Raw genomic sequence first — 22,475 nt, 5'->3', positions numbered from 1 at the left:
GGTCCCGTGACGACGGGCGGGCCGCGTCCCGTGATGACATGCAGACTAGCGAGTGGCCGCCGCGCGGGCGGCGGCGGCCCAGTGCGGGGCGCCGGCCCGGCCGGCGACCTCCTCCGCTTTCCGGAAATGTCCGGCGGCCTGCTCGTGCCGTCCCAGGGCCGCGGCCAGGCGGCCGAGGTACAACGCGACCGGGCCGAGCGTGACCAGCCCGCTGCCCGCCCCCGCCAGCTCGTCCTCGGCGGGCAGCAGCCGCTCGTGGAGGCGCTCCATGGCCGCCCGGTCACCGGCCGTGACGGCGGCCACGGCGTGCAGGCCGGTCCTGGCCTCGAAGAGCAGGTCCTGCGGAGAGTCGGGGATCGCGGCGACGGCCCGCACCGCCTCCTCGCGCCGCCCCTCCCCGAACAGGGTCAGAGCCCTCCCCCACGCCTCGTACGGCCCCCACCTGCCGGCCGTCCCGTCCCACCGGTCGCCCATCGCGCCGGGGACGCCGGGGTCGTGCCCCGCGACGGCCCGCCGGGCCCCCGCAGCCGTCCCGGAGACGGCACCGGGCACGTCCAGGTCGTGCCCCGCGCCCTTCCGGGAGGCGGCACCTGGCGCGCCGGGGTCATGCTCCGCCACCCGCAGGCACAGCAGCGCGAGAGGCAGGATGCCCTCCTCGACGCCCGGCATGCCCGTGCCGCTGAGCCGGGCGGCCGCCGTCCGGTACGCCGCACGCGCCGCGTCACCCCCGCCGCCCCTCACGGCCAGGCGGAGGGCGGCGTACCAGGTGGTGAACACGCCGACGAGCGGCAGGTCGTACCGCTCGGCCAGGCGGTCGGCGGCGGCCGCGTGCCGGTCGGCGGCCTCCAGGTCGGCCAGCGCGGCCCTGGCCTGGAGCAGGACGAGATGCCCGAGCACCTCGAACGTCACCAGCCCGTCGTCACCGGCCGCCACCTCCAGCATCTCCGCGCCGATCGCGGCCCGCTCGGGCGCGAGGCCGGCCCGCTCGAAGGTCTGCATGTACCGGCCGTTGAGCGCGTACGCCAGCAGCGTGCGGTCGCCCAGGCGGCGGGCGATCGCCTCGGCCTCGCGCGCCGCCTCGGCCCCGCGCCGTGCCGGGTCGGCGCGCCGCTCCATGGCGATGGTGATCAGCAGCCGGGCGCGTTCGGCGTCGTGGCCGGTGGGCGGCAGGGCGGCCAGCGTACGCTCGGCGGCGGCGGCCAGCCGGGCCGACAGGGCGGGGTCGTCGTTGGCGGTCCAGACGGCGGGCACGTCGAAGGCGCCGATCACCCGCGCGGCCAGCACCGGATCGCCCAGCGCCTCGGCCGCCGCGGCCGCCTCCGCCCGGTGGCGGCGCGACTCGTGCAGCTCGCCGATCACGGCCAGCGCCCTGACCAGCCCCATGACCGCCTCCAGCCGCACCGGCCCGCCACCGGTACGGACCACCTCTCCTCCGGGCCACTCCTCTCCGGCCCCGCGGACCGTACCGCCGCCGGGGAGAACGGACTTCGCACCGCCGTCAGGAGAGCCCGCGGGGGTCGCGCGGTCGAGGGCGTCGAGGGTGGCGCGCCAGAGGCGGGCCGCCTCGTGCGGGGCGGACCTGCGCTCCGCCCGCTCGGCGGCGGCGCGGGCGTAGCGGGCGGTGCGGGCGGCGTCGGCCCTGCCCCCGGCGCGGACGCAATGGTGCGCGATGGTCTCCACGTCGCCGGGCCGGACGCGTTCGACGATCTCGGCGGCCCTGGCGTGCCAGCGGGCGCGGCGGGCGCGCGTGACGTCGTCGTAGAGCGTCTCGTGCACCAGCGCGTGGGCGAAGCGCAGCCGGTCGGCGTCCCGCTCGACGAGGAAGCCGGCGATCAGGGCGGACTCGACGGAGTCCAGGACCTCGTCCTCGTCGCCCGCCAGCGGGATCAGCACGTCGAGATCGACCTCCTGGCCGACCACGGCGGCCTGGCGGAGGTGGGTGCGCGCCGCCTCCGACAGCCCGGCCAGGCGGTGCCGGATGACGTCGCGCACGCCGGCGGGGACCGTGTGCAGCGCCGCGTCGCCCTCGCTCTCCCACAGGCGGGTGAGCTCCCGGACGAAGAAGGGGTTGCCGCCGCTGCGCGCGTGGATCGTCCGGGCCGCGCCGCCGTCGCCCGGGTCGCGGCCGGTGATGGTCTGGACCAGCTCGCGCACCTGGGGCTCGGTCAGGCCGCCCAGGTAGACGCGCGCCGGCTCGGCCCGCGAGATCCGGCCCAGCGCCTCCGACAGCCCGGCGGAGATCTCGGTCGAACGGTACGTGCCGACGATCAGCACCGGCGCCGCGCCCAGGTCTCCGGCCAGCGTGGTGAGCAGCGCGAGGGTCTCCTCGTCGGCCCAGTGCAGGTCGTCGAAGACCAGGAGCAACGGCGCCCGCCCGGCGACCTCGGCCAGCCCGGCGGCGATGGCGCGACGCCGCCTGAACCGCGCGGCCAGCGCCACACCCCCACGCCCTTCCGGGCCCCCTTCCTCCCGCCCCTCCCAGCGGTCTGTCTCCCGCCCTTCCCGGCGGGCCTCGCCCCGGCCTTCCCGGTGACCTGGCCGTCCGGGTGCGCCGGGGGGCTCGTGCGGGTCGGCGGGTGAGGGCTCAGGGGGCAGGTGGCCGGCCGCGGTGAGCTGGTCGCGCATCTGCGTCCACGGCCAGGCGGCGGGCGCGCCCCGCAGTTCGGGACTGGCGCCCCACGCGGCGGTCCAGCCGCCGGACGTCAGGCGCCGGGCCAGCATCCCGGCCAGCGAGGTCTTGCCCGCTCCCGCCGCACCGGACACCAGCACGAGCCTCGCCCGCCCGTGTGCCACGACGTCCGCCGCGACCCCTTCCAGTTCGCCCAGCTCCGCGACCCGCCCGACGAACGGATGCCCGCCCGGCTCCGCCCCCGACGAGCCAGAGGGCGGGGACTCCGGCCGGGAGGCGGACGCCGCTCCGGAGGCAGGCACCGGTCCTGAGGCGGGTGCCCCCGCCGGTCGGGGGGTGGAGGGTGCGGAGGGCGGGGTGTCGGTGAGGTGGGGGGACTGGAGGAGGATGTCGGATTCGAGGCGGCGCAGCGCCTCCCCCGGGTCCACCCCGAGCTCGGTCCGCAGCACCTCCCTGGCCCGCCGCAACTGGGCCAGCGCGTCGCCCTGCCGCCCCCTCCGGTACAGCCCCAGCGCGAGCAGCCGCCACCCGTCCTCGCGCAGCGGATGCCCCGCCACGTGCGCCTCCAGGTCGGGCACCGTCTCGGCGGCCCGCCCGGAGGCCAGGGCCGCCTCGGCGCGGCGTTCGACGGCCAGCAGCCGCAGCTCGTCCAGCCGGGCCGCCTCGCCGCGCGCCCAGTCCTGCTCGGCGAACTCCGCGTACGCCGGCCCCCGCCAGAGCCCCAGCGCCTCGGTGAGCAGGGTGTAGGCCTCCTCGGCCGGCAGCCGGGCGGCGCCGGCGACGGCGGACTCGAACCGCCAGGCGTCCACCGCCTCCGGCTCGGCGCGCAGCGCGTAGCCGGGAGGCGAGGTGACCAGGAGCCGCGCGGGGGTGCGCGGCGGGCGGCCGGGTTCGAGGGCCTTCCTGAGCGCGCCGACGAACGTCTGCACGGCCCCGAGCGCCCCTTCCCGCCGCTCCTCCCACAGGTCGTCGATCAGCCACGACACCGGCACGACCCGGCCCCTGGCGATCAGCAGCCGGGCCAGCACGGCACGGTGCCGCGCGCCCCCGAGCTTGACAGGGCCGTGGTCGTCGTCGGCCGTCAGCGGGCCCAGCACCCCGAAAGTCACCATCCTGACCTCCAAGTTATCCGCAGGTGGGAGCGGTGCGGCCATCGCTGACCCGCCACTGACCGGGCGCTGATCGGAGGACGGCAGGTTGGGTGACGTCACCGGCCGGACCACGGGCCGGGGCCGTCCAGACGGACGTCACGAACCTCGTACGGACACAGGGAGAGCCGACATGGCACCTCAGATCACCGGATTCACCCAGCGGCGCGTCACCGTCGCCGACGGCGTGGCGCTCAACGTCGCCGTCGGCGGCTCGGGCAGCCCGATCGTGCTGCTGCACGGCTTCCCCCAGACGCACCTGATGTGGCGGCACGTCGCCGCCGACCTGGCCGCCGACCACACCGTCATCTGCCCCGACCTGCGCGGCTACGGCGACAGCGACAAGCCCGCCGACACCGGCGAGACCTACTCCAAGCGCACGATGGCCGCCGACGTCGTCGCCCTGGCCGGGGCGCTCGGGCACGACCGGTTCGCGCTGGCCGGGCACGACCGGGGCGCGCTCGTGGCGATCCGGGCCGGGCTCGACCACCCGGAGGCCGTCACCCACCTGGCCTCCCTGGACGTGCTGCCGACGCTCGACTCCTGGGACGTCATGCGCGGCCGCTCGGCCGCCGTCGGGTTCCACCTGTACCTGATGGCGCAGCCCCCGGGACTGCCCGAGGCCATGATCAGCGGGGCGGCGGACGAGTTCTTCGGCTACTTCCTCGACCTGTGGGCCAACGACCCGAACGCGATCCCGGCCGACGTGCGCGCCGCCTACCTCAAGGCGTCGCGCGAGGCCGTGCCGTCGATCGTGGCCGACTACCGGGCCACGGCCACCGTGGACGTCGAGCACGACGAGGCCGACCGGCGGGCCGGACGGCGGCTGGGCATGCCGCTGACGGTGCTGCAGCAGGACTGGGGCGCGGCGCTGGGCTTCGACGCGGCCGAGCGGTGGCGGGCCTGGGCTGACGACCTCGACCACCGTACGGTCACCTGCGGCCACTTCATGGCCGAGGAGGCGCCGGCGGAGGTGGTCAAGGCCCTGCGCGAGCTGCTCACCCGGTAGCCACGCGTCTCCCGGCGGGCGGCGTCTACTGGCTCGCGGCGGGACGCGCCTCGTCGTACTCGACGGCGTAGTCCTGCTGCGAGCGGTCCTTGAGGGCCCAGGCCGCCACGACGCTGATCGCGGCGCAGATCGCCATGTAGATCGCGATGGACAGCGAGCTGCCGTACGTGGCGTACAGCCAGACCGCGATCAGCGGCGCGGGCCCGCCGGCCGTCACCGAGGCGAGCTGGTAGCCGAGCGAGGCGCCGCTGTACCGCAGCCGGCCGGTGAAGCTCTCGGCGATGAACGTGGCCTGCGGGCCGTACTGGATGTCGTGGATGGGCGCGGCCAGCACGATGGCCAGGAAGACCAGCGCGGGCACGCGCGTGTCGAGCAGCGGCCAGTAGACGAACGACCACACCACCATGAGGGCGGCGCCGATCATGTAGAGCCGCCTGCGTCCCACCAGGTCGGAGACGTAACCCCAGAACGGCACGGTGACCAGGGAGACCAGACCGGCGGCGATCACGTACGAGTAGACGTCGCTCCGCTCGAAGCCGAGGGTCGTGGTGGCGTAGGTGAGGATGAAGACAGTGAAGATGTAGAACGGCGCCTGCTGCCCGGTGCGCAGCAGCGCGCTGAGCACGATCTCCCGCCAGTTCCTGGCGATGACCAGCCGCACCGGCACCCGCTCGACCCGGTTCTCCCTGACGACCTTCTCGAAGACGGGCGTCTCCAGGATGCCGAGCCTGATGTAGAGGCCGATGGCCGCCATCACGATGCTGAGCAGGAACGGGATGCGCCACCCCCAGTAGGGGTGCAGCGGCTGGAACACCTCCAGGGCCAGGTAGCCGAGCACGAGCCCGACGGGCACGCCGAACTGCGGCCAGCTCCCCAGGAAGCCGCGCCGGCCGCCGCGCGTCCTGCCCCATTCGGTGGCCAGCAGCACCGAGCCGCCCCATTCGCCGCCGACGCTGATGCCCTGCAGCAGGCGCAGGAGGGTGAGCAGGATGCCGCCCCAGATGCCGATCTGCTCGTAGGTGGGCACCAGGCCGACGAGCGCGGTGGCGACCCCCATGGTCAGGAGGGTGATGATGAGGGTGGCCTTGCGGCCGATGCGGTCGCCGTAGTGGCCGAAGATCGCCGCGCCGATGGGGCGGGCGGCGAAGCCGCCGAAGTAGGTGCCGAGGGCGAGCAGCAGGCCCGTCGTGGGGTCGCTGGTGGGGAAGAACAGCTCCGCGAAGATGGTGCCGGCGGCGAAGCCGTAGAGGAAGAAGTCGTACCACTCGATCGAGGTGCCCACGGCGGAGGCGACCACCGCCCGCACCAGTTGCCGCCGCCTGCGCTGATCTGTCGCCTCTGATCCTCGCTGCTGGGCCATCTACCGCTCCTGGGGTAGGTCACGCCGTCAACCGCGACGGTACATGACGGGACATGGATGGTCACCAGGGCGAACACCGTTCCGCCCGGCCCCGCCGCGACTCCCGCGCGGCCTGATTCGGGGCGGCGTTTCGGGGGTAGCGGAAGGACGACGTCTCGGGAGGAGGGCAGAGCGATGCGTCCCATCGCCTCCGCCGCGCTGGTGCTGGCCGTGCTGGCCACGGGGTGCGCGAACGCGGGTTTCGACAAGGCCAACAGGATGCCGCAGAACGACGGCGCCAACGCCAACGTGGGCAAGACCCTGTCCCTGCGCAACGCCTTCCTCCTCGGCGGCGACGACCCGGCCTCGCCCCCGCCCCAGCTCCCCCTGTACGCGGTGCTGGTCAACGACGGGCAGCGGCCCGACCAGCTCGAACGGATCACCGTCGAAGGGGGCGGCGACGTGCGGCTGGCCGGTCCGGTCGCGCTGCCTCCCGGGCAGGCGGTCGGCATGAACAACCAGGTCATCGGCACGGTCACGGGCGCGCGCGGCAACACGGTGCCGATGACGTTCACCTTCCGCGAGGCCAAGTCGGTGCGCGTGATGGTGCCGGTCAAGGCGCGGATCGGCCAGTACGCGAGCCTCACCCCGTCGCCGGCGGGCCCGCCCTCGGCCACGCCCGGCGTCACCGAGCCGCCCAGCCCGGGGCAGACCAGCCCGACGAGCGGGCCGCAGAGCCCGTCGAAGAACCCGGTGCAGCCGGGCCCGGGCACCGACGTCCACCCGGAGTGACGGAACCGGCTCGCCGGCCGCCCACAGTGACGGAACGGGCTCGCCGGCCGTCCGCAGTGACGGAACGGGCTCGCCGGTCCGCCCGCAGTGACGAGGCCGCTCCGGGGGCGGCGGGCACGGCGCGTCAGCCGAGCGTCTCCCCCAGGGTCGCGGCGGCCCGGCGGACCAGCTTGCCGTACTCCGCCCGCAGCTCCTCCGTCATGCGGCTGGCCGGCGTCGAGACGCTGAGGCTGGCGACCGGGCCGGCCGGGCCGAGGATCGCGGCGGCGACGGCGGCGATGTCGGAGCGCCACTCACCCCGGTTGTCGGCGTAGCCGCGCTCGGCGACCGCCGCCAGCTCGGCCCGCAGCAGGCGCGGGTCGGTGATCGTGGTGTCGGTGTAGCCGGGCAGCTCGGCGAGCGTGCGGTCGAGATGGGCCAGGACGGCCTTGCCGTTGGCCGAGGCGTGCAGCGGCAGCCGGGTGCCCAGCGGCAGCACGATGCGCAGCGGCTTGTCGGTCTCCAGCCGCTCGATCAGCACCACGGCGTCGCCCTCGGGCACCATCAGGTGGATCGTCTCGCCGGTGCGCTGCCGCAGCTCCTCCATGACCGGCACGGCCGCGTCGCGCAGCCCCAGCTCGGTCCTGCGGGCGAGGCGTAACGCCTTGCTGGTCACCTGCCAGCGCGTGACCTCGCCCCCCGGCCTGATCCAGCCCGCCTCGTGCAGCGTCACGAGCGAGCGCTGCACGGTGCTCTTGGGCAGGCCGAGCGCCCGGGCCAGCTCGCCCACGCCGATCGGCTGGCGGGCGGCGACCTCTTCGAGCACACGGAGGGCGTTGATCACGTTCTGCATGCATTGACTCCTCTGGGGGGTGATTTTAATGTTAATGAACCGCTACACGGCACGCCGTGCCGTGTCATGGCACGGAGGTGGCAAGACAGTGGGCCGGCACTTCCTGCAGATCCCTGGGCCGACCAACGTTCCCGACCGGGTGCTGCGCGCGATCGCCCGGCCCACGATCGACCACCGGGGCCCGGCGTTCGCCGCGCTAGCGGGCGAGCTGCTCGAACGGCTGAAGACCGTCTTCCGCACGGCGGGCCCCGTCGTGATCTATCCGTCGTCGGGGACGGGGGCGTGGGAGGCGGCGCTGGTCAACACGCTGTCGCCGGGCGAGAAGGTGGTCGCGTTCGAGACCGGGCACTTCTCCTCGTTGTGGTGCGAGATGGCCGCCAGGCTCGGGCTGGTGGTGGACCTCGTGCCCGGCGACTGGCGGCACGGCGCCGACCCCGGCGCGCTGGCCGCGCGGCTCACGCCCGACGTGGCCGCCGTGATGGTGGTGCACAACGAGACCTCGACCGGCGTGCGCAGCCGCGTCCCCGAGCTGCGCGCCGCCCTCGACCGGGCCGGGCATCCCGCGCTGCTGCTGGTGGACACGATCTCGTCGCTGGGCTCGATGGACTACCACCACGACGAGTGGGGCGTGGACGTGACCGTCGGGTGCTCGCAGAAGGGGCTCATGCTGCCGCCCGGCCTGGGGTTCAACGCGGTCAGCGAGAAGGCGCTGGCGCGGCGGGGGCGGCTGCCGCGCTCGTACTGGGACTGGGAGCCGGTCATCGCGGCCAACCGGCGCGGCTCCTTCCCGTACACGCCGCCCACCAACCTGCTGTACGGCCTGCGCGAGGCGCTGGTGATGCTGGCGGAGGAGGGCCTGGAGGCGGTCTTCGCCCGGCACGACCGGCACGCCGAGGCGACCAGGCGGGCGGTGCGCGGGTGGGGGCTGGAGGTGCTCTGCGCCGACGAGCGCGAGCACTCCAGCTCGCTCACCGCCGTGCTGCTGCCGGACGGGCACGACGCCGACGCGGTCAGGCGGCTGATCCTGGAGCGGTACGACATGTCGCTCGGCACCGGGCTGGGCCGGCTGGCCGGGCGCGTCTTCCGCATCGGGCACCTCGGCCACTTCAACGACCTCATGCTGGCGGGCACGCTGAGCGGGGTCGAGATGGGCCTGGCGGGAGCCGGGGTGCCGATCAAGGAGGGCGGGGCGCGGGCGGCGCTGGCGTACCTGGAGAAACCGGCCGGCCCGCCAGGCGCGGGCGCGGCAGGCGCGGGCGCGGCAGGCGCGGGCGCGGCGGGATCGGACGGCGCGGCGGGCGCGGAGGGGGTCGGATGAGCCTGGCCCGCGCGCTGGGCCCGCTCCTGGCCGGCGACGTCAGGGACGACCCGTACACCAGGCACCTGTACTCCTCCGACGCCAGCATGTACGCCATCGAGCCGCTCGCCGTCGCCTTCCCCCGGCACGCCGACGACGTCCAGGCCCTGGTGGCGGCCTGCGGCGAGCTGGGCGTGCCGGTGCTGCCGCGCGGCGCGGGCACCAGCCTGGCCGGACAGACGGTCGGCGCGGCCGTGGTCGTCGACTTCTCCCGGCACATGAACCGCATCCTGGAGATCGACGGCCGGACCGCCAGGGTGCAGCCCGGCGTGGTGCAGGACCAGCTCAACCGGGCCGCCCGCCGGCACGGCCTGATGTTCGGGCCCGACACCTCGACCAGCGACCGGGCCACGATCGGCGGCATGATCGGCAACAACTCGGCCGGCAGCCACTCCGTCCGCTACGGCTCCACCATCGACCACGTCCAGGCGCTGCGCGTGGTGCTGGCCGACGCCACCACGCCCGACCTGGCCACCGACGCCCGGCTGAAGGCGGCGGTCGCCGGCGTGCTGGACGGGCTCGACCTGTCGGGGTTCCCACGCTTCTGGCGCCACTCGGGCGGCTTCCGCCTCGACGCCGCCGCCGGCGGAGACCTCACCAAGCTGATCGCCGGCTCCGAGGGCACGCTGGCCGTGGTGACCGAGGCCACCGTGGGCCTGGTGGACCTGCCCCGGGCCAAGGCCATCGCCGTCGGCCACTTCACCTCCACCCCGGCCGCGATCGCCGCCACCTCCGACGCCCTGTCCCTGGGCGCCGCCTCGGTGGAGCTGCTGGACAAGGCCATCCTCGACCTGTCCAGGCGGCGGGTGGACTACGCCGGGCTCGGCGGCCTGCTGGCGGGCGAGCCGGAGGCGCTGCTGTTCGTGGAGTTCTTCGGCGACGCCCCCGCCGAGGTGGCCGACCGCGTGGACAGGCTGGCCGCCGCCTGGAAGGCGAACGGCCACGGCTACCACACGCTCAAGGCCGTCACCGCGCGGGAGCAGGCGGCCGTGCTCAAGGTGCGCAAGGCGGGGCTCGGCCTGCTGATGGCCTCCAGCGTGGGCAGCCGCAGGCCGCTGGCGTTCGTGGAGGACACGGCCGTGCCGCCGGAGCGGCTGCTGCCGTACGTCGAGGAGTTCGCCGCCGTGCTCGACCGGCACGGGCTGCGGGCCGGCTTCTACGGCCACTGCTCGGTCGGCTGCCTGCACATCCGCCCGTTCGTGGACCTGCGCGCGCCCGGCGAGATCGGCCGGATGCGGAAGGTGGCCGAGGAGATCGCCGACCTGGCGGCCAGGCACGGCGGCGTGAACTCCAGCGAGCACGGCGACGGGCTGGCCCGCTCCGAGTTCAACCGGCGGCTGTTCGGCGACCGGATCTACGAGGCGATGCGGCAGGTCAAGCACGTCTTCGACCCGCACGGCCGGCTGAACCCGGGCAAGATCGTGGACGCGCCGCCCATGACCGAGCACCTGAGGGACCCGGCGGCGCCCGAGCCGCGCCCGCTGGCCACCGCCCTGTCGTTCGGGCCGGGCGGCCTGCACGGGGCGGCCGACCGGTGCATGAACATCGCCGTGTGCCGCAAGGACGACACGGGCGTCATGTGCCCGTCGTACATGGCCACCCGGGAGGAGGAGCACTCCACCAGGGGCCGGGCCAACGCCCTGGTCAAGGCGCTGTCCTCGCCCGATCCGGGCGCGGAGCTGGGCGACGAGCGGCTGCACGGCATCCTCGACCTCTGCCTGGAGTGCAAGGCGTGCCAGTCGGAGTGCCCGCTCGGGGTGGACATGGCGGCGATGAAGAGCGAGTTCCTCCACCAGTACCAGGCCGTGCACGGCGTGCCGGCGCGGGCGCGGGCGTTCGGCGCGATCAGGACGCTCAACCGGCTCGGCTCGGCCACCGCGCCGCTGTCGAACTGGCTGGCCGCCGCCGTGCGCGGGCCGCTCGGCCTGAGCACCCGGCGCCCGCTGCCGCGCTTCCGGCGGGACAACCTGGTGCGCTGGTTCGCCCGCAGGAAACCGCCACGCCCGGGCGGCGAGCAGGCGCGGGAGCCCGGGACGGCGCGGGAGACGCGGAAGCCCGGGACGGCGCGGGAGACGCGGAAGCCCGGGACGGCGCGGGAGGTCATCCTGCTGGCGGACTCGTTCACCACCTACACCGAGCCGGCCGTCGGCCGCGCGGCCGTGGAGCTGCTGGAGCGCGCCGGCTACCGGGTGCGCCTGGCCGCCGAGGGCTGCTGCGGCCGGGCCGCCATCTCCAAGGGCCTGCTCGACCGGGCGCGGGCGACGGCCGGCGATCTGCTCACCCGCCTGTCCGGCTCGGACGCCCCGATCGTCGGCCTGGAGCCGTCCTGCCTGCTGACGCTCAAGGACGAGTACGCCGCCCTGCTCCCGGGCGACCCCCGCGTGGCGGCGGTGGCGGCCCGCGCCCGGCTCGTCCCCGAGCTGCTCGTCGCGGCCGTCGACGAGGGCTCGCTGGTCCTGGGCGACGCGCTGCGCGGGCGCGAGATCCTCCTGCACGGCCACTGCCACGAGAAGGCCGTCACCGGCACCGCCGCCACCCTCGCGCTGCTGTCCAGGATCCCCGGCGCGAAGGTACGGGAGATCGACGCCGGCTGCTGCGGCATGGCCGGATCGTTCGGCTTCGAGGCCGAGCACTACGACCTGTCCATGAAGATCGGCGGCCTCCGGCTCTTCCCGGCGATCGCCGCGTCCGGGCCCGGCGTCCTGCTCGCGGCCACGGGGGTCTCCTGCCGCCAGCAGATCGCCCACGGTGCGGGACGCGCCGCCCGCCATCCGGTCGAGCTCGTCCATCGGGCGGCCGGCCTGCCATGACGTTCGGGGGAGATCGGAGTACGCAGTGTCCGCAGAACTCCTGTCCATTCTCGCCCTTATCGTCATGTTCGTCGTGGCCACGATCTTCCCCGTCAACCTCGGGGCGCTGGCCCTCGTCGGCGCCTTCCTGGTCGGCACGCTGGCCGCCGGCATGGAGACCGACGCCATCCTGGACGCGTTCCCCGGCAGCCTGTTCGTGATCCTCGTCGGGGTGACGCTGCTGTTCGCGATCGCGACCGGCAACGGCACGGTGGACTGGCTCGTACGGGCCGCCGTGCATCTCGTACGGGGCCGCCTGGCCGCCATCCCGCCCGTCGTGTTCGCCATCTCCGCCCTGCTGACGGCCGTGGGCGCGCCGGCCCCGGCGGTGGCGGCGATCCTGGCGCCGGTCGCGTTCGGGTTCGCGGCCGACCACCGGATCCACCCGATGCTGATCGGGCTCATGGTCGCGCACGGGACGCAGGCCGGGGCGTTCTCGCCGATCAGCGTGCTGGGCGGGATCGTGAACGGGGTCACCCGCGAGTCGAACCTGCCCGCCGACGACCTGGTGCTCTTCCTGTCCAGCTTCGCCTTCAACACCGCCGCCGCCGTGGCCGTCTACTTCGTCTTCGGCGGCCGCGACCTCGTACGCCGAGGCGCCATCACCCCCGCCCCCGCCCCCGCCCCGGCCCCCACCCCGGCCCCGGCCACGGCCGGCGGCGCGGGGAGCGCGGTCGCGCGTGAGGCTCCTGCGGGCGCCGGCACCGAGGCCGCCTGTGAGGGCACGGGCACCGAGGTCCCCCGTGAAGGCGCGGGCACCGGGGTCGCCCGTGAGGGTGCGGCCGGTGGCGGGCTGCGGCTGACCCCGCACCAGGCGCTGACGCTGGCCGGCATCCTGGCGCTCTGCGTGGCCGTGCTGGCGTTCAAGCTGGACGTCGGCCTGACCGCCGTCACCGTGGCGGTCGTCCTGTCCCTCACCTCCCCCCGGTCCGGCAAGGGAGCCGTGGAGAAGGTGGCCTGGCCGACCGTGCTGCTGATCTGCGGCGTCGTCACGTACGTGGGCGTCCTGCAGGAGATCGGCACCATCGGCTACGTGGGCTCGGCGGTGGCCGCGATCGGCATCCCGCTGCTGGTGGCGCTGCTCATCTGCTACGTTGCCGGCGTCGTGTCGGCCTTCGCCTCGACCGTGGGCATCCTGGGCGCGCTGGTGCCGCTGGCCGTGCCGCTGCTGTCGCAGGGCACGCCGGGGCCGATCGCGATGATCGCGGCGCTGTCGGTGTCGTCGGCGATCGTGGACGTCAGCCCGTTCTCGACCACGGGCGCGCTGCTGGTGGCCAACGTCAGGGGCATGCGGCGGGAGGTCTTCTACCGCAGGCTGCTCGCGTACGGCGCCGTGATCGTCCTGGCCGGCCCCCTGGCCGCCTGGGCCGTCCTGGTGGCCCCCGGCCGGCTCGGCTGACCCCGGCCCGCCGCCGAGGCCGGGCTCAGTGCTCGCGCGGGGCGCGGCGGGCGGCGGCGTCCGGGCTCGCGCGGGCCCGGCGCGCGTCAGGGTTTGCGGGCGACGCCGCCCAGCCACCACGAGGTCCCGCCGGCCGGCTCCGAGCGCCACTGCCCCACCCCGACCAGCCCCGGCGCCACCAGGTCGAGCCCGTCGAAGAAGGCCTCGATCTCCTTGCGCGGGCGGAAGTGCAGCCCGCCGTTGTAGAGCGCGCGGGTCCGGGCGATGCGCGGGTCGTCCGGCACGCCCCCGTCCGACAGGTGCGTGATCACGACGTGGCTTCCGGAGGGCAGCCGGTCGAGCAGGCGGTGCACGAGCCCGGCCGGGTCGTCGGAGCCGGGCACGAAGTGCAGGACCGCGATGAGGATCACCGCCACCGGCCGGTCGAGGTCGATCAGCCCGGCCAGGTCGGGGGCGGCGAGGATCGCCTCCGGCTCCCGGACGTCCCCCGCGACGACGGCGGTGCCGAGACGCCGGCCCAGCAGCGCGCGGGAGTGCGTGAGGACGATGGGGTCGTTGTCCACGTACGCGACCTTGGCGTCGCGGTCGATGAGCTGCGCGACCTCGTGAACGGGCCGCTCGGCCGGAATTCCGGCCCCGATGTCGACGAACTGGCGGATGCCCGCGTCCCCCGCGAGGTATTCCACCGCGCGGACGAGGAATTCCCGGTTCTCCATGGCCGCGACCCGCACCTCGGGCGCCATCGAGAGCACGGTCTCGGCGGCGGCCCGGTCGGCGGCGAAATTGTCCTTGCCGCCGAGGAAATAGTTGTAGATCCGCGCCGCGTTCGGGGTCCTCGAATCGACCCCCGGTAACCCTGCCTCATTCTCCGACATATCGCAGAGAATAGATCATTTGGGTCTTGGCAGAAACGGTTCACTTACGGGATCTTGTCCGAATGGACCACGCGGTGGTGTTCGGGGCCGGGCTGGCGGGCCTGCTGTCCGCACGAGTGCTGGCCGACGGCTTCACGCGCGTCACGGTCGTCGAACGCGACCGGCTGACCGGGGGACCCCGGCGGGGCGTGCCCCAGGGCAGGCACGCGCACGCGCTGCTGCCGCGCGGCCGGCAGATCATCGACGAGCTGTTCCCCGGGGTGGTGGCGGAGCTGGTGGCGGCGGGGGCGGTGCCGTACCGGCCGCTGGAGCAGGCGCGCATGGTGCTCGGCGGGCAGCGCATGTGCCGGGCCGAGACGCCGGAACGCGGCCTCGCGCTGACCCGGCCGTTCCTGGAGGACCACGTGCGCCGGCGGCTGCTCGCGCTGCCGAACGTCACCCTCCTCGACGGCTGGGACGCCGTCGCCCCCGTCGTCCGCGACGGCGCGGTGACCGCCGCCCGCATCGCCCGCGCGCCGCACGACCACCGGGTGCTCGACGCCGCGCTGGTCGTGGACGCGATGGGCCGCGCGGGGCGGGCCGCGACCTGGCTGGCCGAGGCGGGGCCCGGGCGGCCGCCGGTGGAGGAGGTCGAGGTGAACGTCGGCTACGGCACCTGCTCCCTCGAACTCCCCGACGACGCCCTGGGCGGCGACCTCCTGCTCCTCGTCGGCGCCACGCCGGCCAACCCGCGCGGCATGGCGCTGTTCCGCGTCGAGGGCGAGCGCTGGATCCTCAGCGCGGGCGGCATGTGCGGCGACCATCCGCCCACCGACCCGGCGGGCTTCCTCGACTTCGTGGCCACCGTGGTCCCCGCCGCGATGACGGACGTGATGCCCGCCCTGCGCGCCGCCCCGCCACCCGGGCGGATCCTGCCGGCCCGCTTCCCGAAGGCGGTCCGCCGCCGCTACGACCGCCTGCGCGCCCCGCTGCCCGGCCTGATCGCGGCCGGCGACTCGACGTGCAGCGTCGATCCCCTGTACGGCCAGGGCATGAGCGCCGCCGCCCTCCAGGCCGTCGCCCTGCGCGACACCCTCGCCCGGGGCCGCCACGACCTGGAGCGCCGCTACTTCCGCGCCGCCCGGCGCGCCACCGAGCCCGTCTGGCAGCTCGCGCTCACGGCGGACCTGGCCTTCCCCGGCGTCCCCGGCGCGCCGCCCCTGCTGTCGCGCCTGGCCGGCCGGTACGTGGCCCGCGTCCAGCGCGCCGCCACCCGCGACCCGTCGTGCGCGCTGGCCTTCGCCCGCGTGGTCGGCCTCATGAACCCGCCCTCGGCCCTGATGCGCCCGGCCGTCATGCGCGCGGCCGCCCGCCACGGATCACCCACGGTCCGGAAGGACCGGAATCGCCGCCGCTTAACCGATTCATAGCGTACGCCGCCGTAACGCAGGGCGATTCACCCCAGCTCATCCCCCCGACGAGGCGCCCGAATCTGACAAAGCACCCCGTGAACCAGTTAACCAAGATCTTGACGCCTGCCGACCGCGTCTATAGCGTCCCCATTCGCTACCGCATGTCACCCCCTGGAGGCGCATGATGCGGAAACGGGGACGGCCTTTACGACGCTCCCTCGCGGCTCTCACCTCGTCCTTGGCACTCGCCTGGTCCCTCGTGCCGGCCCCCGCACAGGCGGCGGAGCTGTCACCGGCGCCGGCCCCGGCCGCCCGGGCGACGCCACCGGCCCTGGCCATGACCCCGCCGATGGGCTTCAACAACTGGAACGCCTTCGGCTGCGACGTCAACGAGAAACTGATCAAGGAGACGGCCGACGTCCTCGTCTCCAGCGGCCTGAAGGACCTCGGCTACCAGTACGTCAACATCGACGACTGCTGGTCCCTGCGCGAACGCGGCCCCGACGGCAGGCTCGTCCCCGACCCCGTGAAGTTCCCCAGCGGGATCAAGGGCGTGGCCGACTACGTCCACGGCAAGGGCCTCAAGCTCGGCATCTACGGCGACGCCGGCACCAAGACCTGCGCCGGCTACCCCGGCAGCCTCGGCCACGAGGAGCTGGACGCGCAGACCTGGGCGGACTGGGGCGTCGACTACCTGAAGTACGACAACTGCAACAACCAGTCGGACGGCTCGCAGGAGGACTACGTCCGGCGCTACACCGCCATGCGCCAGGCCCTCGACAGGACCGGGCGGCCGATCGTGTACTCCATCTGCGAATGGGGCACCTCGCGGCCCTGGACGTGGGCGAAGGGCGTCGGCCACCTGTGGCGTACGACGGGTGACATCAGCGACGACTGGGCCAGCGTGCGCTCGATCATCCGGCAGAACGCGCCGCTGGCCGCGTACGCGGGGCCGGGGCACTGGAACGACCCCGACATGCTGGAGATCGGCAACGGCGGGATGACCGCCACCGAGTACCGCACCCACATGAGCATGTGGGCCATGATGGCCGCGCCGCTGATCATCGGCACCGACCTGCGCAAGGCCACCCCCGAGACCCTGGCCATCCTCGGCAACCGGGAGCTCATCGCCATCGACCAGGACCGGCTCGGCGTGCAGGGCGCGGTCGTCTCCGACGCCGGCGGGCTGATGGTGCTGGACAAGCCGCTCGCGAACGGCGACCGGGCCATCGCGCTGTACAACTCCACCGACACGCTGGCCACGGTCAGCGTCGCGACGGGCGAGACGGGGTTGCGGGCCGCGCGGGCGTACCGGCTGACGGACGTCTGGACGGGGCGTACGACGCAGGTCAGGTCCACGATCTCGGCGGCCGTGCCGGCGCACGGCACGGTCGTCTACCGCGTCCGGCCATTGCGCGACGCCTCCTCCGTGGCCCCGGCGGTCACGGTCGGCGCGGAGCTGGGCACCGTCGTGCCCGGCCCGGCCGGCGGCGGCGAGCTGACCACGGCCGTCACCAACCGCGGCGTCGGCGCGATCCGCGACCTGTCGGTGTCGGCGCGGGTCCCCGACGGGTGGACGGCCACCGCGACGACCGAGCGCCGGCGCGCCCGGCTGGGCACGGACGCCACGCTGGAGACGGCCTGGCGGATCGGCGTGCCCGCGGCCACCCCGGCGGGCCGCTACCCGATCGACGTCACCGCCTCCTACACCTGGGGCCCCAGACGGCGGCCGGCGGTCACGTCCAGCCGGGTCGTCGCCGTGGTGGTGACCGCCCCCGGGGACGGGCGCCGGCACCTGAGCACGATCGACCCCGTCACCAGCGTCAACGCCATCGGGCCCGTCGAGACCGACCAGAGCAACGGCGGCGCGCTGGAGAACGACGGCAGCCTCATCACGATCGGCGGCCGGGTCCACACGCGCGGCCTGGGCACCACGACCGGCAGCGAGCTGCGCTACTACCTGGGCGGCCGCTGCTCCCGGCTGGTCACCGACGTCGGGATCGACGACACGGCGGCGGGCGGCCCGGCTGCGTCCCCGGCCACGTTCACCGTGTACGCCGACGACGCGGCGGTCGCCACCAGCGGCCCCGTCTCCTCCGGCGCGGCCGAGCCCCTCACCGCCGACCTGACCGGCGCGGCCTGGCTGCGCCTGGTCGCCGAGTCGGCGGCGCCCGGCGTGCCGGCCGACTGGGCGGCACCGGTGCTGACCTGCGGCGGCGTGCCGGACGACAGCCCGGTCCTGCCGGAGTCGCAGACGCTGTTCTCCTTCGAGTCCGGCACCGACGACTTCACCATCGCCAACCCCGGCGACGGCGGCACCGTGGCGCAGTCCCCGCTCTTCCACACCGACGGCGCGCACGGCCTCAAAGTCTCCACTCCCGTCGCCGGCAACTGGTTCGGCCGGGCGCTGGCCGCGCCGCTCGACCTGAGCGGCAAGACGATGCTGAAGTTCGACGTCAAGGCCGGGGACGTGGGCACCGTCGGCGAGATCGCCGTCCAGATGGGCGAGAACTGGACCTGGTGCCAGGGCGGCCTGTGGACCTGGACCAACGCCGGCGCCAGCAGGACCGTCACCGAACGCTTCGACCAGATCAGCTGCCCCGTGGGCGTGACCCTCGACCCCGGCGACATCCGCGCGGTGTGGGTGTTCCTCAACACGGGCGGTGACGTCCACATCGACAACCTCCGCGCCGAGTGACCCGGCCGGGGAGCCCCCTCTCCCCGGCCACCCGCCCGTGCCGGGCGCGGCGTCTCACGCGCCCGGCACGGGGTGGCCGAGGGGGGAGAGAGGGTCAGCGGTACGCGGTCGCCTGGAGGCTGTAGAGGTCGGCGTAGAGGCCGCCCTGCGCCATCAGGGTCTCGTGGTCGCCCTGCTCGGTGATGCGGCCGTGGTCGAGGACGTAGATGCGGTCGGCGTAGCGCACGCTGGCCAGGCGGTGGGTGATGAGCAGGACGGTGCGGCCGTCGGAGTGGGCGCGGATGCGCTCGAAGAGGGCGTGCTCGGCGCGGGCGTCGAGGGCGGCGGTGGGCTCGTCGCAGATGAGCAGGGCGGCGTCGCGGTGGAAGCCGCGCGCCACGGCGATGCGCTGCCACTGGCCGCCGGACAGCTCGCAGCCGTCTTTGAAGCGACGGTCGAGCAGGGTGCGGTAGCCGTGCGGGAGCTCGGCCACGACCTCGTCGGCCCCGGCCACGGCGGCGGCGGCGCGCAGGGCGGGCTCGCCCTTGTCGGTGCCCATGGTGATGTTGTAGCGGGCGGTCAGCGGCCAGCGGGTGTGGTCCTGGGCGATGACGGCGGTGCGCAGGCGCAGCGCCTCGGGGCTGACCTGGCGCAGGTCGGTGTCGTCCCAGCGGACGGTGCCGGTGTCGGGTTCGTAGACCCCGACAGGATCTTGGCCAGGGTGGTCTTGCCCGAGCCGTTCTCGCCCACGAGGGCGATCACCTCGCCCTGCTTGATCTCGACCGACACCTCGCGCAGGGCGGGCGTGTCGGCTCCGGGGTAGGTGAAGGTCACCTTCGAGGCCGAGACGCACTCGAAGCCGTCGGGGACGGCGCCCGGGCGCGGGCCCGGCAGGCGTCGCTCGGCCTCGGTGCAGAAGTCGAGGAAGTCGGTGAAGTAGAGGCCCTCCTCGTAGAGCTGGTTGGTGGCGTACATCAGGTTGGCCAGCGAGGTCTGGCCCGAGCGGATGGCCAGGACCGCGGTGCCGGCCACGGCGAGGGGGATCGCGGCGACCGCGAGCAGGACGCCCAGCGCGACGTAGACGAGGGCGGCGCCGAGGCCGCCGAGGGCCTCGCCGACGAGCCGCGTCGCCATCTGCCGCCTGGCCAGGCGGAGCATGACGTCCTGCTGGGCCTTGGCCACCGCGTCGTACATGCGCAGCAGGAAGCCGCGCATCGTGAACGCGCGCACCTCGGCCGCGGACGAGCGCTCGGCCAGCAGGTCGGCGATGATCCACTTGCGGCGGGTGGCGGGGATCAGGGCGTACATCGTCGCGTAGCGCATGCGGGCGCTGCGCACCGCGGCCCAGGCGTCGGGCAGCACGGCCAGCAGGAGCAGCGGGAGCAGGACCGGGTGCAGCACGCCCAGCACGCCCGCCGCGGCGACGATGCCGACGGCGGCCGAGACCACCTCGACGGCCGAGGTCACGACCGCGCCGGCCATGGACACGCCGCGGCTGCCCGCGCGCTCCATCGAGTCGTGGAAGTCGGGGTCGTCGTAGGCGACCAGCTCGACCTGGCTGGTCAGGCCGTAGAGGCGGGCCTCGGTGAGCCGGGCGATCTGGGGGGTGAGGCGGGACTGCGCCCAGCCCGCGAGGGCCTGCGTCGTGGTGCGCAGCACGGCCGCGCCGCCGACCAGGGCGAGGCTGGGCAGCGCCGCCAGGACGCGGTCGGGGGTGGGACCCTCGCTGAACAGGGCGGTCAGCACGCCGGTGGTGGCCAGCAGGCCGAACGCGGTGAAGACCCCTCCGAGCAGGTTGAGCCCGACCGTGGCGAGCGTGTCGCGGGGGCTGGCGCGCCAGGCCAGGCCCAGCGCCTGGGCGACGAGCGAGGGGAGCCGTCTGGCGATGGCCAGGAAGCCGACCTCCGCCATCTTGTCGGTGTGGGCGTACCAGCCGGAGAAGGAGATCTCGCCGAGTTCGAGTGGCTCGTTCTGCATGCATTGAGTGTGCACGCGGCCACTGACGGTTTCATTGCCCGCGACCGCCACTATGGTCAGAGCCGCTGTCATGTAAGTTTCACCGCCGGTTGACGGCCGATTTGAACGTTGTAATACTCCCCCACGAATCAGCCGCCCTTCCGTCGGCCCTCCCGGCTCGTCGCCCACGTTTCCCCAGGTCAGATGCTTGTCATCGAATGAATCGATTCAGCAGGCGGATCGGCGGGTGGCCCACCCACCACAGGAGCTGAGCATGCGAAGCAGCACGACCAGGCTCAGGAACAGGTCCCGGCTCGGCGTCAAGGGCGTCGCGGCCGGGCTCACCGCGGTCGCGCTCGTGGCGACCGCGCCGTCCGCCCCGGCGGCCGGCGCCACCGGCACGACCCGGACCACGCAGGCCGCACAGACCGCGCAGACAGCACAGAGCGCGCAGACAGCACAGACTACGCAGACAGCACAGACTACGCAGACAGCACGGACCGCGCAGGCCGCGACCGCCGCCGGGCAGGCGTCGGGGAGCGCGCTGGCCTGCGGCGACGGGTCCTTCAACGCGGAGGCGGTGCTGAGCGGCGGCACCTGGACCGCGCGCAACGGCGGCAGGACCGTCTACACCGGAAGCAGCATGTTGTCGGCCATGCAGGCGGCCGTCAACAGCCTCACCGCCGGCCGCACCTCCAAGCAGCGCGTCGTCGTGCGCGGCTCCGGCTCGATGAGCGCGGGCTCGCGGCTGTCCCTGCCCAGCTACACGGTGCTCGACGTCTGCGGCACCGTGAACGTGACCGGCTCCGGCTCCGGCGACCAGGCCGTCGTGTACGCCAGGGGCGTCACCGACGTCGAGGTCCGGCACCTGACCGTCACCGGCGCCCCGCTGTACGGCATCTTCGTGCGCAACGGCGTCAACGTCACCCTCGGCCAGATCGACCTGCGCCTGACCCGTGGCCTCGGCATCCGGATCGACAACCACGGCGACCGCAGCGTGCGCACCAGGAACGTGCGCATCGACAACGTCTACGTCTCGGGCACCAGCACGCACGGCGTGGAGACGTACGGCGTGGACGGCCTGACCGTCGGCACCGTCACGGCCCGCAACACCGGCCACTCGGGCCTGCTGCTGAACGACACCATCAACGCCAACGTCACCACCGTGGACGCCCAGGGCGCGGGCGCCGGCACCGGCTACGCCGCCTTCCGCATGGCCAACAGGAACGGCCGGATCGGCAGCGGCTATCCCACCAACATCCGCGTCGGCCAGGTCATCGCGCACGGCGGCGGGCGGGGCGTCTTCTGCGTCTCCGAGAGCGGCGGCGCGGTCATCGACCGGGTCGACATCGCGCAGACCGGCAACAACGCCATCCTCATCGAGAACTGCCACAACGTGAACATCGCCGCCCAGGGCGGCACCGTGGCCGGCCCCGGCGACATCCGGCTCGCGGCCCGCTCCGAGTTCCCGAACACCTCCGACATCGTCATCCAGAACCTGACGGTGACGAACTCCGCGATCACGGAGAACCCGTGCGGCGTCAACACGACCTTCCGGAACAACACCCTGGTCAACAGCCGTCAGTCGATCTGCTGAGCCGCCATATCACGGTGATAGGGGCAAGTTGATACGTCTCCGGGACGAGGGGGTGCGCATACCGTCACAACACCCCCAACTCCTGGAGGAGGCTCCGTGTCAAGACCTCTTCGCACCATGCTCTCCGTCGTCCTGAGCCTGGCGTTCCTGCTGGTCACCGCACCGGCGCAGGCCACCGCACTGGTCACGGTGCTCAGGTACGACGCCAGCCGGGCCGCCGAGTTCACCGCCACGATCGACCAGGCGGCCCAGGTCTGGAACTCCAGCGTCGTCAACGTCCGCCTGATCAAGGGCTCGCCGGCCCACTTCGTCGTGTACGCCGACAACGGCTGGCCCAGGGCCCTGCCCACCAGCCTGGGCCGGGGCACGATCTGGATGGGCCGGCAGGCGGTCAACCAGGGCTACTACCCGCTGCGGATCGCCACCCACGAGATCGGCCACATCCTGGGCCTGCCCGACCGGCGCACCGGGCGCTGCACCGACCTGATGTCCGGCTCGAGCGCGCCCGTGAGCTGCCGCAACGCCAACCCCAGCGCCGCCGAGCGGGCTGAGGTGGACGGGAACTTCGCCGGCGGCACGCCGCTGGTCGAGTTCGGCAGGCTGCACGAGGAGAGGTGACCCCCTC

General features: G+C 74.2%; 13 protein-coding genes and 1 pseudogene. 9 read left to right on the top strand and 5 right to left on the bottom strand.

The annotated features are described in order from the left end of the window. Positions 1 to 45 precede the first annotated feature (45 nt). Positions 46 to 3,741: an ATP-binding protein gene (locus tag IO39_RS08750; RefSeq protein WP_043619321.1), complete on the bottom strand. Its 3,696-nt coding sequence runs from the start codon at positions 3,739 to 3,741 to the stop codon at positions 46 to 48. 169 nt (positions 3,742 to 3,910) lie between these two features. Here IO39_RS08750 and IO39_RS08745 point away from each other — a divergent pair, with 169 nt between their 5' ends. Continuing rightward, a complete protein-coding gene (locus tag IO39_RS08745) occupies positions 3,911 to 4,786 on the top strand; it encodes an alpha/beta fold hydrolase (RefSeq protein WP_043618859.1) in 876 nt (291 codons plus the stop codon). A 25-nt stretch (positions 4,787 to 4,811) separates the two neighbouring features. On the opposite strand, the gene IO39_RS08740 is transcribed toward IO39_RS08745, so the two are convergent. Then, positions 4,812 to 6,146, bottom strand: coding sequence for an MFS transporter (locus tag IO39_RS08740; protein WP_043618856.1), 1,335 nt, complete (start codon positions 6,144 to 6,146; stop codon positions 4,812 to 4,814). 174 nt (positions 6,147 to 6,320) lie between these two features. On the opposite strand from IO39_RS08740, the gene IO39_RS08735 reads away from it, so the two are divergent. After that, complete coding sequence (locus tag IO39_RS08735) at positions 6,321 to 6,917, top strand: hypothetical protein (protein ID WP_043618853.1); 597 nt, start codon at positions 6,321 to 6,323, stop codon at positions 6,915 to 6,917. A gap of 124 nt (positions 6,918 to 7,041) precedes the next feature. Here IO39_RS08735 and IO39_RS08730 read toward each other — a convergent pair whose 3' ends face one another. Further along, complete coding sequence (locus tag IO39_RS08730) at positions 7,042 to 7,749, bottom strand: IclR family transcriptional regulator (RefSeq protein WP_043618849.1); 708 nt, start codon at positions 7,747 to 7,749, stop codon at positions 7,042 to 7,044. Between the two features lie 88 nt (positions 7,750 to 7,837). On the opposite strand from IO39_RS08730, the gene IO39_RS08725 reads away from it, so the two are divergent. The 3 genes from IO39_RS08725 to IO39_RS08715 are packed head-to-tail and all read left to right on the top strand — an operon-like array spanning position 7,838 to position 13,354. Beyond that, positions 7,838 to 9,067 (top strand): pyridoxal-phosphate-dependent aminotransferase family protein, encoded by a 1,230-nt coding sequence (locus tag IO39_RS08725; protein ID WP_245641869.1) that lies wholly within the window; start codon positions 7,838 to 7,840, stop codon positions 9,065 to 9,067. Continuing rightward, positions 9,064 to 11,916: an FAD-binding and (Fe-S)-binding domain-containing protein gene (locus IO39_RS08720; protein WP_043618846.1), complete on the top strand. Its 2,853-nt coding sequence runs from the start codon at positions 9,064 to 9,066 to the stop codon at positions 11,914 to 11,916. Before IO39_RS08725 ends, IO39_RS08720 begins: the two co-directional genes overlap by 4 nt. A 25-nt stretch (positions 11,917 to 11,941) precedes the next feature. Further along, positions 11,942 to 13,354: an SLC13 family permease gene (locus IO39_RS08715; protein WP_043618843.1), complete on the top strand. Its 1,413-nt coding sequence runs from the start codon at positions 11,942 to 11,944 to the stop codon at positions 13,352 to 13,354. 86 nt (positions 13,355 to 13,440) lie between these two features. On the opposite strand, the gene IO39_RS08710 is transcribed toward IO39_RS08715, so the two are convergent. Beyond that, positions 13,441 to 14,229 (bottom strand): SAM-dependent methyltransferase, encoded by a 789-nt coding sequence (locus tag IO39_RS08710; RefSeq protein ID WP_043618841.1) that lies wholly within the window; start codon positions 14,227 to 14,229, stop codon positions 13,441 to 13,443. Positions 14,230 to 14,291: 62 nt separating this feature from the next. Here IO39_RS08710 and IO39_RS08705 point away from each other — a divergent pair, with 62 nt between their 5' ends. Together IO39_RS08705 and IO39_RS08700 are read left to right on the top strand one after the other, a co-directional pair. Beyond that, positions 14,292 to 15,638, top strand: a complete 1,347-nt coding sequence (locus IO39_RS08705) for an FAD-dependent oxidoreductase (RefSeq protein ID WP_052422615.1) — start codon at positions 14,292 to 14,294, stop codon at positions 15,636 to 15,638. Between the two features lie 220 nt (positions 15,639 to 15,858). Further along, positions 15,859 to 18,318, top strand: coding sequence for an NPCBM/NEW2 domain-containing protein (locus tag IO39_RS08700; protein ID WP_169789034.1), 2,460 nt, complete (start codon positions 15,859 to 15,861; stop codon positions 18,316 to 18,318). 94 nt (positions 18,319 to 18,412) lie between these two features. Here IO39_RS08700 and IO39_RS57530 read toward each other — a convergent pair. Then, positions 18,413 to 19,272: pseudogene (locus IO39_RS57530) on the bottom strand (ATP-binding cassette domain-containing protein). Positions 19,273 to 20,527: 1,255 nt separating this feature from the next. Here IO39_RS57530 and IO39_RS08690 point away from each other — a divergent pair. Both IO39_RS08690 and IO39_RS08685 read left to right on the top strand, forming a co-directional pair. Then, the gene (locus IO39_RS08690; protein WP_245641868.1) at positions 20,528 to 21,850 is read left to right on the top strand and encodes a hypothetical protein; all 1,323 of its coding nucleotides are present in this window, start codon (positions 20,528 to 20,530) and stop codon (positions 21,848 to 21,850) included. A 96-nt stretch (positions 21,851 to 21,946) separates the two neighbouring features. Further along, a complete protein-coding gene (locus IO39_RS08685; protein ID WP_211266940.1) occupies positions 21,947 to 22,468 on the top strand; it encodes a snapalysin family zinc-dependent metalloprotease in 522 nt (173 codons plus the stop codon). Positions 22,469 to 22,475 lie beyond the last annotated feature (7 nt).

This window comes from Nonomuraea candida (assembly GCF_000725485.1).
Taxonomy (GTDB): Bacteria; Actinomycetota; Actinomycetes; order Streptosporangiales; family Streptosporangiaceae; genus Nonomuraea; species Nonomuraea candida.
This window is presented reverse-complemented; position numbering and strand designations above follow the sequence as displayed.